Genomic DNA, 14,741 nt, shown 5'->3' with positions numbered 1-14,741 from the left:
TGAATTTGGAGAGGAATGAATATGCTTGAAACATTTGTGTGTGTATTAGTCGGGGCTATCTACTTGCTGGTAAGTATATTTACAAGTGATGAGCAGTCGTCGAAAGAAAACGAGCAAGTAGATAAATTGAATGATGGTATGGGCAATATTATCGCTGATGGTGAATTTATGTCGCGTGAAGAAGCTGAAGATGCACAATCACGTGGTGAACTTTACGACACCTATTACTAATCACTTAAAGAATAAGGTAGTGTTCAAAATTAGGCATGCCTAATTTTAAGGAGTAATTTAATACTACTTTTAGATTTACTCAAAAAGTTGAAGTGAGGCCATTCATCCCTTTAGTAGCATTTATCTTTTATATAATTAGTTAATTAAGGGTAGTAGGTTTTGCCCCTAAGCTACCCAAAGCTTCTAGATTAACCTACACAAATCCCGTATTGAGGTAAAATATCATCGATAATTGTTAATTTATGCTTTTTTGCTGCATCATGAAAATACTTCCAGTTTGATGTCATGAAGTCGGCAGTGAATTCATATTTGTCTTCATCACCATTAGCTAGAGTGGTCCCTAAAGCTTGATGTTTCCATGAACCTTCTCCTTTAGCTATATAATCAAGGGTATATGCACCTAAGTTGAATCTATCGTTTTCAATTGCTTCTAGCCAAAGCTTGTGGCGAGTTTCGCCTTCGTTCATATCAAACTCTATAAAACACTTAGATATCTCAAGTTTTAACTCCTCAGGTAGTCCATGTTCTTCAATATCTAAGTATCTTTGATAGGCTTTACATAACTCATTTGCAGCTATTAAGAAGTCTACAGTATTATTTCTCACTACCTCTTCCCCTAACCCATTGGTATAGCTCCACTCTTGATGGGGAAGATCTGGATTAGAAAGTGCTTGGCCATGGCCTAGGCTAGGTATATCATCTTGAAAAATATCAGAAAAGAAACCTGAAATTCGTTCCGTAAGCTCAAGCTCTGGGTGCCCATTTCGATCTAAAATATTTTCAACTTTATTAACATCATGATTGACTCCTGCAAAGCCTTGATGCCCCCAAGTATCAATAAAAACATGAGAGGTAATTCCTAATCGATGTAAACCATAAGGTCGATTTTTTTCTGCAATACATTCATCAATCATATCTTTAGAAATATAAGAACCAGGTTTACACACCAGCTTTTTAATGAATGTTCCAGATGGGTTTTGACCAGCAGGTAGGCCACCGTTACCAGGAAGAAAATGGAATGGTACCCAGACTTTCATATTCTTCAAGCTGTCTAGGTTTTTATAATCCAACATTTTATGAGCTGTAGCTATACGTTCATACGCAGCGCCGTTACTGAACTCTATATGACCATAGTTTGTTGCATCATCCACATATTGAGATGCGTGAGCAATAATAGTAGCTTCTTCTACCGAAAATCCAGCAGCTCTTGCTATAACCCATGTCATACCGTGGTGTAAATCAATTTGCATTTTACAATCCTTATTTGTTGTTTTTTTATCCACCTTTCCAGTAAAACACAAATTATCTCAAAGGTTAATTAAGAACTGCCATAGCAGATATGCTGTTTTGCTTTTACTTTCTCTTTTTTGGTTATGTTAAATGCTTTGATGTTTTTTATACTTATAAAAAACCCATAAAAAGTCAGGGGGGTTTTTCTGAGAATAAAAAAGATTTATGTGAATAATAGTAAGCACTCAAACTAAATGGTAATTAATCGGAGTGCTTTATGCCGAAAATCAAACCTCAATTTTATACAGCAGATGAAGTTGCAGAAGCTTTATGCTGCTCTAAGCAAACCTTATACAATAAGCTAAGTGAGAACAGGCAAGCAAAAGCGCGTCACTCACTGCCTCCTTATATCAAGCAAGGTGGTAAAACACTCTTTCCTATATCAGAGTTCCACCACTGGATTGAAACGCAGCCTTTAATTCGTAGTGGGGAGGTATATTACTAATGGCCTTCACACTAAACAGCAAAGAAATAATCACCAACTGTCCTATCGAAGAGCGAACTTTTGGTTCATACCCAGCCTTTTTGATTGATCCATGTATTTTGCCCCTTAAAAAGCTTGAGCAATCGACTGTCAAAGGCTTTGGCAAATACAAAACTGTAATGTTGAGCAGTCCTCAAATTTTGCCTCATGGTCACTATGCAAGGTTGATCATTGCTCACCTAACAACACAAGTCAGTAGAAGGCCAGAGCTTCCCTCATACGTCATAGCCAAATCTGTAAGTGAGCTATTTCAGCAAATAACAGGACAAGACAGCATATCAGGTGGCACATACGCTAATTTTTTACTCTCTCTCGAAAGAGTATTTGATACGACATTTACAGTTGTCCCGACTAATAAATCAAAAGATAAAATGCGAAGAAGGGGATTTTTCGCTGAGGCGGATAATTTGATCAACGATGAGTATGGTATTGGCTATTTCAATGCTAAATATAAACAGGTTCTCTATACCCCCTCGAACAGCTTTAAGGCGCTGATAGCTGATGATAAAAGCATTATTCCCATTGATTTAAGGTTCCTTCAACTTGCTCGAGCTAAAGACATAGTCCTCGCCCATGATCTCTACTTGTATCTCATACGACGAGGTTATGGACGTGAAAAAATTGTTTTTGTCCCTTGGGGAACCCTCCACAAAGATGTTTTTCCCTACCTAGACAGGCTTGCTCTGAGTAGGTTCAAACGGCGATTTTTGTGCGCTTTAGACTTCATTCTTGAATGCCATCCTCACTCTGGCATCCGTTTAGATAAAAAGGATAAAGGTATCGTCATTCCGCCTAACAACTACCTACTTCGCGGGAGAGATGGCTAGCGTATGGCTGCTTAAAAATTATGTATAAGTAGTTTCTAGTAATGTCATTGGCGGACAAAAGTTTGTCACTGGCGAACAGTTTTATGTCACTGAGAACCAAATGTTTGTCACTGGCGTGCAAAAGTTTGTCACTGAAGGACAGTACCACCAATGCAGCCCTTTATTATCAAGGCCTCTAGCTCCCTACTTAATACCTTAAATTCTCAATATCCAAAAATCTTATTATTAAGGACACTTAACTGTGAATAACAAAACTTATAAGTACGAAAAGTACATGAAGAACCTGCCTTACATCAAAGACCTTCAGTTATACAAGGCTGTGGGGATGACTCTTTATCTTATCATTGATAAAAATAGAACTTTGAAGTTTGCACTCTCTTCTGCAAGCACAAAGCATAATTTTAAGCCAAAGAAGCGAATTGAAGACCTTGCCCGAATCGCTCTCCCTGATGACTTCTTCGACAAAAGGCAAAGAGCTAATGCACCAATTGAAAAACGAGAAGAGGCTGCCCAAACTCATAGGGTATATTCAGAATTTGAATCACTTGCTAATAGGCACTTAAGTGACATAATGAATAGAGAATCATAAGGCTTCATATGACACCAGAAGAATTAGAGCGACAGGCAATTGCCTATGCTAAAAATAATAGGACTCGTATAGCTCGCGAGTTAACAGATAAAGATCGGTTTCCTCCCGATAACAGGCCGGTTTCTGTTTTTATGGCAGGTTCGCCTGGCGCAGGAAAAACGGAAGCTTCAAAAGCTTTTTTAGAAGAAATTGGTGCTGATAATGTACTCAGGCTTGATCCAGATGAGTTAAGAGAACTAATACCAGGTTATACAGGTGATAATTCTTATTTATTTCATCGTGCTGTATCTTTTATAGTTGAGAGAACACTTGATCATGCTTTTAAAAACAAGCAGTCATTTTTGTTAGATGGTACCTTGGCAAGTTATGATGTTGCAGAAAAAAATATTGAGCGTTCTATTCGTAAAGGTCGAAAAGTGCTTATTTTGTTTGTGTACCAAAAGCCAGAGTATGCATGGGAATTTGTTGAAGCCAGAGAGAAGTTAGAAGGGCGTAGGATTTTACCAAATACTTTTATAGATCAATTTTTTGCATCACAAAATGTTATCAAGGAACTTAAATTAAAGTTTGGAAGTCAAATTAAAGTAGATTTATTGGTTAAGAATAATAAGGGTCGAACACGTTTTTATCATGATAACGTTCAGGCTATTGAGCATCATTTAGATGAAAAATTCACTAGAGAAGATCTACAGAGCCTGATAGAATCGCCATTCAGCTCAAAAAACGAGCTTTAGGAGTACCTATGTTTTCAAATTTAATAAAGCCAAAGCAAGCTCAAAATTCTAAGCTTTCAGACTTTGTACTTGACTCAAGTTCAAGTGAGAAAAAGCGAGTTTATAATCAAGTTATTGAGCGAGCAATTTCCTCTCAAGTACAGGTAGTAAACAAAGCACCTGTAGGTCAACGATAATTAATAAAAAGTCCCGTATAGGGACTTTTTTGATTTAGAAGAAATTTATAAATATCAACTTAACAAAGTGCTCATCAACTCAACTTTCTGTTCCTTAGTTAAGCCTGCTAAGAGACTTTTCATTTCACTCATTTGATCATCAGGTTTTTCTTCAATCAAACCTGCATATTTGGCTATTGTTTCTGTTACTTTTTCTGCTGGCTCTTTAAGCTCCTCAGCGGTTAAAATTAAATAGCCAGCAGTTACATCACTTTTATCTGTAATATGGTTTAGAAGGCGTTTTAGGAGGTACCCTGATACACCGCTACTCTCAGCCATAGATGTAAATGTTCTGCGTAAATCATGCGAAGTGATTTTTACTCCTGCAATTTGGCATACATGTTTCAACGTTTTTTTAGGATCAGTTAGGTACCCCTTTTTACAGTTTGTGCCAAACACATAGTCAGATACTTTGTATTCTTTTCGTCGATTAAATATCTCAGCTAATCGATCTGTAATAGGAAACTCAACGTCCAAGCCATTTTTTGTATCCTCTAAAATGAATATCCTATCTTCAAGGTGTACTTGTGACCATGGGAGTTGCAGTAGCTCAGACCTTCTCAGGCCTGAAAAGGTTAAAAACTCCAGATAATCACAAAAACCGACACGACTATTTTGACGGTATTTAGCAGCTTCATTTCTTACTTCATATAATGCGTCTATGAATGGTTTTAGTTGTGAACGACGCAGTCTTGTTGTTTTACGCTTTACATTATTCCAGCTTCGTTTTTCAGAAAGTGTATCTACAGGGTTTTCTGGAAATAATGAGCGACCTTCTGAAGACTTGTATTCAGCTTTAGCAAAGTTAAATAAAGCACGCATTAGGCGCATGGTATAATTTGCCTGAGCAGGGCTTCTAGAGGTTATTTCTCGTTGGCGCTTTAAAATCATTGTTTGATTTATATCGGCTAGGCGTTTGTTATGCCAATCTGATAGGTAGCAATCTATTTTTTGTTGATACCCCCTTTCGGTTATAGGCTTTAGATCTCTAGATTCGATGTATGAATCAAAGGCTTCTTTCAGGGTAATAGAAGCGGCTCTAAATTGGCGCTTAAGGTCGTTAGGGTTTATACCCTCTGCGATATCTGCCATTACTTTTTTAGCCATTCGCCTTGCATCATCAAGTGTAATTGATGGAAAGTAACCAAGGGTGACATTAACCGGGGTGTCTCGCCCTGGTATCTTTTTATAAACTCTAAATGATTTTTTACCAGCTACGCTCACATCTAAAATGAGTCCTGACAATAGATTGTCATAATAACGAGTGCGTTTACCGTTTGATTCTATCTTTTCAAGCGACAATTCTGTGAAGCGAAATTTTGTGTCTGACATATGGTGCTACCTCTGTGCTACTTTGAACGTAAAATTTAACGTTCTGAAATACATAATGATTTATGCATCAGAGGTAGGGTTTATTCAATAACCCTATGATATAGCTATGAAAATTAGTAAATAGTTTTATCAAAAAGTAACTCGTAGTAAGTCCTTGTTTTGCAACTCATAATCGTTAGGTCCCCAGTTCGAGTCTGGGAGGGGCCACCACTTTTCAAAGCTTTCCAAGTAAATAAAAACTCATTTTCCTAGTTTATAAAATTCGCTTTTGTTATTTCTATCGTATTTTCACCAGTACACTGATTTTTTTATTAATTCTATTGAATACATTGCAATAAACACAGTTGAATCTACTATTAAAGTGTTATGGGGTTTTATTATAAAAATCTTTACTTTATGCCCTTTAATGTCGCTACTGTTAATTGTGTGCGGTATATAAAATACTGCTTAGTTACCCCTTAGGTGCTCTATGTTATTAAAACGAAAAGTATACCTCAGCCTTATTCTGGCTGTTGTTGCTCCTTTAGCAATATCTACTCTAATATTTTCAAATAGTATTCGCTCAAATACAGAAGACAAACTAGCCAAAGTAGATTTACCAACAGCGCTTAGTGAAGTGAAAAGCCAAATCGAATTAGAGTTATCGACTCCTATTATTGTTGGCAAAGAAATAGCGCAAAACTTATTTGTGCAGCAATGGATGAATAATAATGAAGATGCGCAAAGCCGAGGTAAATTCATTGATTACCTCAAACATATAAAAAATAAAAACCAAGCCAGTAACGCATACATTATTTCTAAAAACTCCCGCAATTATTACACCGATGAAGGTATTTCTAGGCAAATAGACAGTAGTGATACTTGGTTTGATGCTTTTTTAGCATCGGATAGACCATTTGAAGTAGCACTCGACATAGATAAAGGTAGCTCTGAGGTGATGGTATTTATTAATTATGCCATTGAGCTTGATGGGCAAAGACAAGGAATTGCCGGAATAGGCCGTTCGCTCGATTCTATGGTGGATCTCATAAGTGAATATAGGATAGGTGAGGGCGGCATTGTTTATTTGGTCTCTGGTAGTGGCGAGATTATGTTGCATGGTAATAAAACTAAAATAGGGCAATCTGTTGACTTGGCGCCGATTAAAAATGGGGCAATTCAAAGTAAAGTAATTGATGGTGATGACTATGTTGTATCAAGTACGCCTGTAAACTCATTAGGTTGGCATCTAGTTGCTGAAATCCCCCAAGAGCAATTATATGGCCCAATTAATAGTGCTATTAATACTAATATCATTTTTGGTGTAATTATTGCGCTTGTAGGTTTAGCGTTAGCACGCGTGTTAGTAGGGCAAATATTTAGACCCATTGAAAACATTACTGCAGCAGTGAATGCGTTAACAGAAAAAGATGGCGATTTAACAGCACGACTCCCTACTGATGATAATAATGAAATTTCAGACTTAGCGGTTAAGTTTAATCTGTTTTTAGAGCAGTTACATTATATGTTCAAACAGGTTTCTGAGACGGCAATTCATGTTAAAGGTATTTCCCAAGATGTGCTTGAGCAAGTGCAAGGTGCGGCAAATTTAGCTGAAGTGCAATCATCGAGTACGCAAACGGTGGCGGCAGCCGTTAATGAGATGGAGGTTACGGTTCAGGATATTTCTGGTAGTGCCAGTAATGCAGCAGATATTGCTACTAAAACCGAAGAAACGACGCACAAAGGGGTTGAGTTTGTGCAAAGCACGATTAAACAAATGGAACAACTGGAAGCGTCAATGGCCAATTCTGTGGCCTCGGTGTTAGAGCTTTCGACAGAGATTAAATCAATTTCTCATGTATTAGATGTAATTAAAGGGATTTCCGAGCAAACTAACTTATTGGCGTTAAATGCGGCTATTGAGGCTGCTAGAGCGGGTGAGCAGGGCCGTGGCTTTGCTGTAGTTGCTGACGAAGTAAGAACGCTTGCGCAACGTACCGCGGAGTCTACGGAGCAAATTAATGAGATGATTGATTCGTTAAATGCTAAAGCGTCAAGCACGGTAACAGCGATTGAATTGGGCAGCAAAAACACCCTAGAAAATGCCGAGCGCTTAAAAGAAACCGGCCATACATTAAATGGTATTTCACAGGAAATTGTACTACTAAGCGAGTTAAACAACTCAGTGGCTACTGCAACGCGAGAGCAAACACTAGCAACCTCAGAAATTAGCCAAAATATTGTGATGATTTCCGATTCGGCAGAGCAAACCAAAGAGAATATGAAAAAGTCAGAGCAGCTTTGTAACGGTTTAAATAAAGAGTCGAATATTTTAAGGGATTTACTGGGTAAGTTTACGCTTTAAACACGATTTAATTAAAAAATCAGTTGAGCGAGGAAACCATCATAGTTATAGAGCTCTCGCCTATAAATATGATGCTGTAATGGCGGTTAGTTTTTACGGTAAATCTCGTGATCCATTTCGTAAATATTTACGCTTAAACTGTCAGAGACTCTGCAATACGTTTGCAAGCAGGCTAGTAATTGCTCACTTAGTAGTTGCTTTTGCTCAATGGAACGCCCAGCCATAATATGCACCGCAATATGAATAAACCCTTCTTTACCCACACCTAACTGATAATGCTGATAAGCAATAGCGCGAGTCTTTATTGTTTCTAAATCAAATAAGCCACTTTCAAACGTTGTTGTATGGATTTTTTCCACAAGAACTTGAGGTAGTAAAGGCAGATCTTCTGAGTGTTCAATAATAATGTGTGGCATTTAACGTATCCTCTTTAGATTGGTTTATTTAATTATACCAAACGGGTTTGTACACGCTAACCCCATAACGCTTAATTTTTAAAAATGTGGCTTGAACATATTTTTAGCAATAAACTCATTTAAGCAATTACAAGACCTGTAGCGGGTTTAGTTTAGGTTTATTACGGCAAATATTTTTGGTTTATACGTTTTATGTCAATTTGTGGTGACTTATACGAAGAGTACACAAGCCAGTTGGTATTTGTAATATAGGTTAAGCCAGAGGTGCGACTAAATGCGCGTTCGGGAAGGCGTATTACGTCATGATGGCTGTTGGTTGAGAAGTCGTAATAACTCAAACGGTAATCACCTTGTTTTACATTAAAATAGTAAATACGCGATTGCGCTAAGGTGTCGCCTTCAAAAAAATACCACGAATTATGATTCGATAAATTAATTTCGCTAACCAGTGGTTGTTCCGTTTGGCTATTTGGGTCTTTTATCCATAGTTGATTAGTTGCTTGGTTGGCAAAAATTAAAGCGCCTTGCTTGTTTTCATAAGCGTATAGTGTTGGTGAATCTATGGCCTTTGCGAGTTTATTACCCTTTAAGTCGAAGCGATAAACGTGTTGATCATTCGCTACCAATAGGCTTTTACTATCTGCAGCCCAACTCGGTTTTCCATGGTAACTAAAGCCTGTGGGTAATGACTGACTTGATTGGGTGTTAAAGTCATAAAGGTATAGCGCATGCTCACCAAGATGAGAAGCGACAAAGGCAATGTAATTACCATCAGGTGACCACACTGGATTGTAAATATTTGCACTGAGATTAGTAAGCTGTTTTCGTGAGGTACCGTCTTGCTTTGCAGTCCATAATTCCATTGAGCCCGATTCGTTAGAGACAAACGCGAGTTTGTTTCTGGTTTTATTGTAATTAGGAAAGCGGGTACTAAAATGGCTCGATAATACTGGGAAAGGAGAGCTTACAACCGCATTATTAACCTCTAAACGCATTAAAGCCGAGTCTATATTCCACTGATGAAAATACAAACTGCCATCACTGGCAAATTCTGGGTAGCTTAAGCCATCTATGCGGGCATTGATCATTTGTTGTGTTTTAAGGTTGTAAAAGTACCCTTGGCGTTTACCTTTTTTTACACCAGAAAAAACGAGTTGCGCCTTAGAGGGGTGCCAATCAACGCCTCTCATATCAATAAACCCAGTAGTTAACTGCTTTGCATTGCCTGTTTTTATATCGATTAAAAATAATTCTTCAAAACCCGTTGGTAAATTACGCGATACCACCAGCTGTGTCGCATCTGGTGAAAACACAACCGACTCATCGGTATATTGGCATGCTGACGTACAAGGGACTTGAGTAACTGAGTATGGCGATGAGGTTAAATCGACAAGGTTAAGCTGGGTAAAATCATTATTTTTTTCATCTTCACTTATATAAACCAGCTTAGTGCCTGTGGCATTAATGTCTATATCTGTGCTTGTTTTACTACCGCATTGTCCTAAAATAGTGGTATTTCCCGAGGCAATATTTTGCTGAATAACTTCGCAACCTTGACCCGATATGCGGCGATAATAATAAACAAAGGTTAAGTCGGGGCTAAATACCGCTCGACCTTCAATGAATGGGGTGTCGGTAAGAGCTATAGCTGCTTGCTCGGGTAAATGTAAATCACGTAAGTATAAATTTGCTTTATGACCAGGGCGGCGCCAAGAATATGCTAAAAAATGACTGTCGCTGGATATAGCGGGGAACAGCTCTCGTCCTGGGCTGGTGGTAATGGTTTCAACATGATCGTATAACCGCTCTGCTTGTTGCGATAGCACAAGTGGCTTATTTTCATCGCTAAAAGCGTTGTAACCCCAGACTCCAGCGAATAACAAGACCACGATAGCCATGACTACAGCGAAAATATATTTAGGGCGAGTAGAGGATGTATTAATACTGTTCTGCGCGTTTGGCATTATTGGTTTTTGCACTAAGCGATAACCTGTTTTACGCAGTGTTTCTATGTAGGTGTTGTCGGGGTCAAGCTCTTTAAAGCTTTTACGAAGGTGCCATATGGCATTAGTGAGTGCTTTTTCGCCCACATATTGATTACCACCCCACACATTCTCTATTAGTTGCTCACGCGTTACTGCGTTTGGATAACACTCAACCAAGTAAACAAGTAGTTCTATAAATTTAGGTTGTAATACACAGGTTTTATCAGCACAAAACAGCTTATTTTCAAACACCGATATTTGGCATTTTCCAATTGAAAATGTCTGTTGAGTATTCATAGTTTGTGTATTTAAACCTCTTGATTAAGTACGTTACTAGGCAGTGTTTAATGCAAAATAAAACGATAGTTGGTTAACATTCGATTTTACATCATTCTAACACGAAAACCTTAAGTGTATGATTATAAATAAATAGATATTAAATAGATATAAAATAGGGATATAAACGAGACACCTCTCATTGTGCTTTTATTCACGATTACTTACAACATGTTATTAGTAAAATAAACCAATTGGTACAAAACAAATTTAATAACTAAAAAGTTAATCAAAAACGATTTGTACTAATGGAATAATAAATAATAAGGGAAGTTTGTGAGTAATATATCAACAAAAAAATGCGCTTTAGCATTGGCTATAACAGCCAGTTTATCTGGGCATGCAATAGCAAATGACGAGGCTATTGCTCGTCAATCAACGGCTAAAGCAAGCGAAGAAGTGGTACAAGAAGCACCAGAAAAAATAACCGTAACGGGTTCGCGTTTAAAGCGTGATAGTTTTTCGGTAACAACCCCGCTGGTAACCATGGATAGAGCGTCAATTCAGGATACAGGTTTAGGCAATCTTTCAGATGTATTAATCGATAACATGCCTGCACTGAGCGAAAGTATTGGTAATACAACCAGCCAATCAAGTATTTCGGGGACCGGTTTATCAACGGTGCAGCTTCGCGACTTAGGCGCTAACAGAACGCTTACATTGATTGATGGTCGTCGTGTAGTATCAAATAGTTACGGTGGTAATTATGTGAGTTTAAATACCATTCCTAGTGGCATGGTAGAGCGCGTTGAAATTATTAGTGGTGGTGCGTCGGCCACTTATGGTGCCGATGCGGTAGCCGGTGTAGTGAATATTATTACCCAGTCAAAAAAAGAAGGCTTTGAATTTCAAGCCCGTGGCGGTGAAACAACAGATGGTGGCGGTCGTGAGTTTACGCTTGATTTAAACTACGGGACGTCATTTGCTGATGATCGTGGTTATGTATTTGTCAGCTCAAACTGGGATCGTGATTTTGGCATGACTTTTTACGACCGTGATCGCGCCAAAATAGAAGCCGCGCATAGTTACGATGATGAGTTGATGTGTAATCAAATGTACACTGCCGATGGCTATCAGTGTATGAGTGGTATTACACAAGCTGATTGGGCAAGCAAAAGCGATGGTACCTTAGGCGGTGTATTTTTAGAAAGCAACCGAAACGATACCCAGTTTTGGTACGACGGGCAAACGCTGCGTGATGACTGGAAAGGCAATGAAGAGATATACGGTATCAACTCACAGCAGTACGTTATGCTTGATGTACCTAGTGATAACTTTTCGACCGCAATAAAAGTAGATTATGATGTAACAGACGACATCATGAGTTACTTCCAAATTCAATACAGCAAAAGTGGCTCGTTCAACGATAAGTCACCTGAAGATGAATACGAAGGGGCTTACGTACCTCGCTACGACCCAGTGAATGGCGATCCTATCGGTGATATTGCCCCTGGTTACATTCCTATTGATAACCCATACGTGCCACAAGAAATTATTGACAGCAACCCATACAAAGACCGCATTTACTGGGATCGCCGCTTTGGTGAAGTAGGTAATATCAGCACCGATAACGACCGTACGACCATTCGTACTTGGGCAGGCCTGCAAGGCATGATGTTTGATGATACATGGGATTGGGATATCTCTGCTGGATACGGGCAATTCAAGCAACATCAAATTCGTAGTAACGAGTTAAACACGGTACGTGTTAATCAAGCACTGCAAGCTGAAAAGCTAGCCGATGGCACTATTCAATGTAAAGACGCCGAAGCGCGAGCGCAAGGATGTGTCCCGCTTAATCTATTTGGTGAAGGGTCTATTACCCCTGAAATGGCTGACTGGATCCGTACAAACCCAATTATTGATACTGAGATTCAGCAATATACGGTAATGGGTTATATCACTGGTGACCTATACGAATTACCAGCAGGTAATGTGTCTGCAGTATTTGGTGCAGAGTACCGTAAAGATTCACAAAGCCTAGATACCAGTGATGATATGAAAGCGGGCGGTATTACGTTTAACGTTGTGCCTTCTTTTTACGGTGAAGTAGAAGTGTATGAGGCATTTGCTGAACTTGCAGTGCCACTACTTAAAGATGCGCCATTTGCTAAAAGCTTGTCGGCAGAAACGTCGCTGCGTTTAGCAAATTACAGCATTGATAATATCAGCACTGTCGCCAGTTATAAGCTAGGCCTTTTATGGCAACCAATTGATGGGTACATGTTACGTGCCAATTATGCACGTGCACAGCGTGCGCCGACTATCACGGAATTATTATCACCCCCTCGCGGCGATTTTGATTCATTTGATGATATTTGTGATGGTCTAACAGCAACATCAACAAACCCAGGACACGATAACTGTCGTTTAGAGCCAACCTTGGCACAAAAGCTAGCTGATGATCCTAACTTTGAATTTGAAAGTGAAGACAATAACTATTCACCAAATACGGGTAATCCAAACTTAAAAGAAGAAACAGCCGATACCTATACCTTTGGTATTACTGTTTCACCTGAGTTTTTAGATGGCTTTAACTTAGCGGTTGATTACTACGACATTGCCATTGTTGATGCAATTGATGAAATAAGTAACGAAAACATCATGCGTGAATGTTATGACTCAGAGGCTGCGTGGGGTAGTGATAACGAATATTGTAACGATATTACCCGTAACGACGAAGGTAACATTGTAAAAATACTACAGCGTGAATATAACTTAGATGAGTTAACAGCGCGCGGTTACGATGTAGTTGCAACTTACAAATATGACATAGGCAGCTATGGTAACCTGTCATTTAAGCTTGATTACAATCATATTATTGAAAACTCGCAAACCTATGAAGGGTTAGATGGTTCTAGTGTGACTTCTCAGTATGCAGGTTATGGCCGTTCAAAAGATAAAGCCGCTATGTCGATTGTATGGAAAATGGATGACTTACGTATCCGCTGGCGTACGAATTACGTAGGCGCATTTAAAGCAAGCCAAGAAGATGAGAAAGACTACCTTGAGTATGTTGCTGCAAACGATGAGCGCTGTGCTGCGGGCGATGCCGGTTGTATTGCAAACCCAGAGCCACTTGCGTATCAAGATTATGGCTCATTTTTAAAGCATAGTTTATCAGCGTCTTACACTCTGGCACTGACTGATAAAAGTGACTTACGTGTATTTGGCGGTATTAACAATGTATTTGACGACAAAGGGGCATTTTACCCAAGTGGTCGTGGTAACTTTTATAGTGGCTACGGCGGCGGTGCCGGTCGTTATGTTTATCTAGGTGCACAATATAGCTTTTAATAACCTTTAGCTGTATTTGTTTGCAAAGGCACTCCCTCGGGCGTGCCTTTTTTATTGTGTATCTTGCTGCGAAATACCCTTTAAACCATTACAGTATTGAGTTGGTGGATAAAATTTGTTTTATCGCGGTGAAAGCGTTTAGTATAAGGCGTAACTTAATTTTTAATATGAACGAAGGACTTGCTATGAAGTATCTCAAAATGGGTGGTTTAATTGTATGCTTAGCAGGGCTTGCAGGGTGTTCTGATGATGTTGCCTCAGTAAGTCTTGGGCTATTTACCACTAAAGATGTGGTGGTTAATTCACAGCAAGACCCGCTAGTGACCGGTGTAACCTGTCATATTAGCCATATTGAGGCGAATTTAGATTTTTCAGACCCATCAGATATGTCGATTGCCTGTCGTCAAACCGGGCCAATAACGCCAGACCAATTACAGTCTATCGACCGCAGTAAATCCGGTGAAGTCGTGTTTAAATCATCTAAGAGTATTTTGTTTAAGTCGTTAAAAGTTCGTCGCATTTATGATGCTAAAACTCATACGTTATTGTATTTATCGTACTCAACGAAAGAATCTACGGGCAGTCATCATCACGCGCTTTCTACGGTGCCTTTATACAATACACAAGCATGGCAATGGGCACAGGGGCAAGAATAGTT

The 14,741-nt window shown here is 39.0% G+C and carries 13 protein-coding genes; 9 read left to right on the top strand and 4 right to left on the bottom strand.

Features of this window, described 5'->3' with window-relative positions; all coding sequences use genetic code 11:
- Nucleotides 1-21: 21 nt before the first annotated feature.
- Entirely contained in the window at nt 22-231 is a 210-nt protein-coding gene (locus ACNSN3_RS13015; protein ID WP_138571280.1) for a hypothetical protein, read from the top strand.
- 188 nt (nt 232-419) lie between these two features.
- Here the strand turns inward: ACNSN3_RS13015 and ACNSN3_RS13010 are convergent, their stop codons facing one another.
- Complete coding sequence (locus ACNSN3_RS13010) at nt 420-1,481, bottom strand: DUF6765 family protein (protein ID WP_138571281.1); 1,062 nt, start codon at nt 1,479-1,481, stop codon at nt 420-422.
- Nucleotides 1,482-1,738: 257 nt separating this feature from the next.
- Here ACNSN3_RS13010 and ACNSN3_RS13005 point away from each other — a divergent pair, with 257 nt between their 5' ends.
- The 5 genes from ACNSN3_RS13005 to ACNSN3_RS12985 all read left to right on the top strand — a co-directional run bounded on the left by ACNSN3_RS13005 (nt 1,739) and on the right by ACNSN3_RS12985 (nt 4,331).
- Entirely contained in the window at nt 1,739-1,966 is a 228-nt protein-coding gene (locus ACNSN3_RS13005) for a helix-turn-helix transcriptional regulator (protein ID WP_138571282.1), read from the top strand.
- Nucleotides 1,966-2,832, top strand: a complete 867-nt coding sequence (locus ACNSN3_RS13000; RefSeq protein ID WP_138571283.1) for a hypothetical protein — start codon at nt 1,966-1,968, stop codon at nt 2,830-2,832. Before ACNSN3_RS13005 ends, ACNSN3_RS13000 begins: the two co-directional genes overlap by 1 nt.
- A 241-nt stretch (nt 2,833-3,073) precedes the next feature.
- Nucleotides 3,074-3,421, top strand: a complete 348-nt coding sequence (locus ACNSN3_RS12995; RefSeq protein ID WP_138571284.1) for a hypothetical protein — start codon at nt 3,074-3,076, stop codon at nt 3,419-3,421.
- An 8-nt stretch (nt 3,422-3,429) separates the two neighbouring features.
- Nucleotides 3,430-4,155: a zeta toxin family protein gene (locus tag ACNSN3_RS12990; RefSeq protein WP_138571285.1), complete on the top strand. Its 726-nt coding sequence runs from the start codon at nt 3,430-3,432 to the stop codon at nt 4,153-4,155.
- Between the two features lie 8 nt (nt 4,156-4,163).
- A complete protein-coding gene (locus tag ACNSN3_RS12985; protein ID WP_164835547.1) occupies nt 4,164-4,331 on the top strand; it encodes a hypothetical protein in 168 nt (55 codons plus the stop codon).
- Between the two features lie 54 nt (nt 4,332-4,385).
- Here the strand turns inward: ACNSN3_RS12985 and ACNSN3_RS12980 are convergent, their stop codons facing one another.
- Nucleotides 4,386-5,702 carry a tyrosine-type recombinase/integrase gene (locus ACNSN3_RS12980; RefSeq protein ID WP_418607663.1) on the bottom strand — a complete coding sequence of 439 codons (1,317 nt, stop codon included), beginning with the start codon at nt 5,700-5,702 and terminating at the stop codon, nt 4,386-4,388.
- Between the two features lie 469 nt (nt 5,703-6,171).
- Here ACNSN3_RS12980 and ACNSN3_RS12975 point away from each other — a divergent pair, with 469 nt between their 5' ends.
- Complete coding sequence (locus tag ACNSN3_RS12975) at nt 6,172-8,049, top strand: methyl-accepting chemotaxis protein (protein ID WP_418607661.1); 1,878 nt, start codon at nt 6,172-6,174, stop codon at nt 8,047-8,049.
- Nucleotides 8,050-8,135: 86 nt separating this feature from the next.
- Here the strand turns inward: ACNSN3_RS12975 and ACNSN3_RS12970 are convergent, their stop codons facing one another.
- Both ACNSN3_RS12970 and ACNSN3_RS12965 read right to left on the bottom strand, forming a co-directional pair.
- Nucleotides 8,136-8,465, bottom strand: a complete 330-nt coding sequence (locus tag ACNSN3_RS12970) for a 5-carboxymethyl-2-hydroxymuconate Delta-isomerase (RefSeq protein ID WP_418607659.1) — start codon at nt 8,463-8,465, stop codon at nt 8,136-8,138.
- Between the two features lie 161 nt (nt 8,466-8,626).
- A complete protein-coding gene (locus tag ACNSN3_RS12965; protein WP_418607657.1) occupies nt 8,627-10,747 on the bottom strand; it encodes a winged helix-turn-helix domain-containing protein in 2,121 nt (706 codons plus the stop codon).
- A gap of 315 nt (nt 10,748-11,062) precedes the next feature.
- Here ACNSN3_RS12965 and ACNSN3_RS12960 point away from each other — a divergent pair, with 315 nt between their 5' ends.
- Both ACNSN3_RS12960 and ACNSN3_RS12955 read left to right on the top strand, forming a co-directional pair.
- On the top strand, nt 11,063-14,083 hold the full coding sequence (locus ACNSN3_RS12960; RefSeq protein WP_418607656.1) for a TonB-dependent receptor domain-containing protein: 3,021 nt from the start codon (nt 11,063-11,065) through the stop codon (nt 14,081-14,083).
- A gap of 185 nt (nt 14,084-14,268) precedes the next feature.
- Nucleotides 14,269-14,739, top strand: coding sequence for a CreA family protein (locus ACNSN3_RS12955; RefSeq protein ID WP_418607654.1), 471 nt, complete (start codon nt 14,269-14,271; stop codon nt 14,737-14,739).
- Nucleotides 14,740-14,741: the final 2 nt, after the last annotated feature.

This window comes from Pseudoalteromonas sp. US3C1004, assembly GCF_048401065.1.
Lineage (GTDB): Bacteria > Pseudomonadota > Gammaproteobacteria > Enterobacterales > Alteromonadaceae > Pseudoalteromonas > Pseudoalteromonas undina.
Note: the sequence above shows the minus strand (reverse complement) of the source record. Positions and strands in the feature narration are given on the sequence as shown.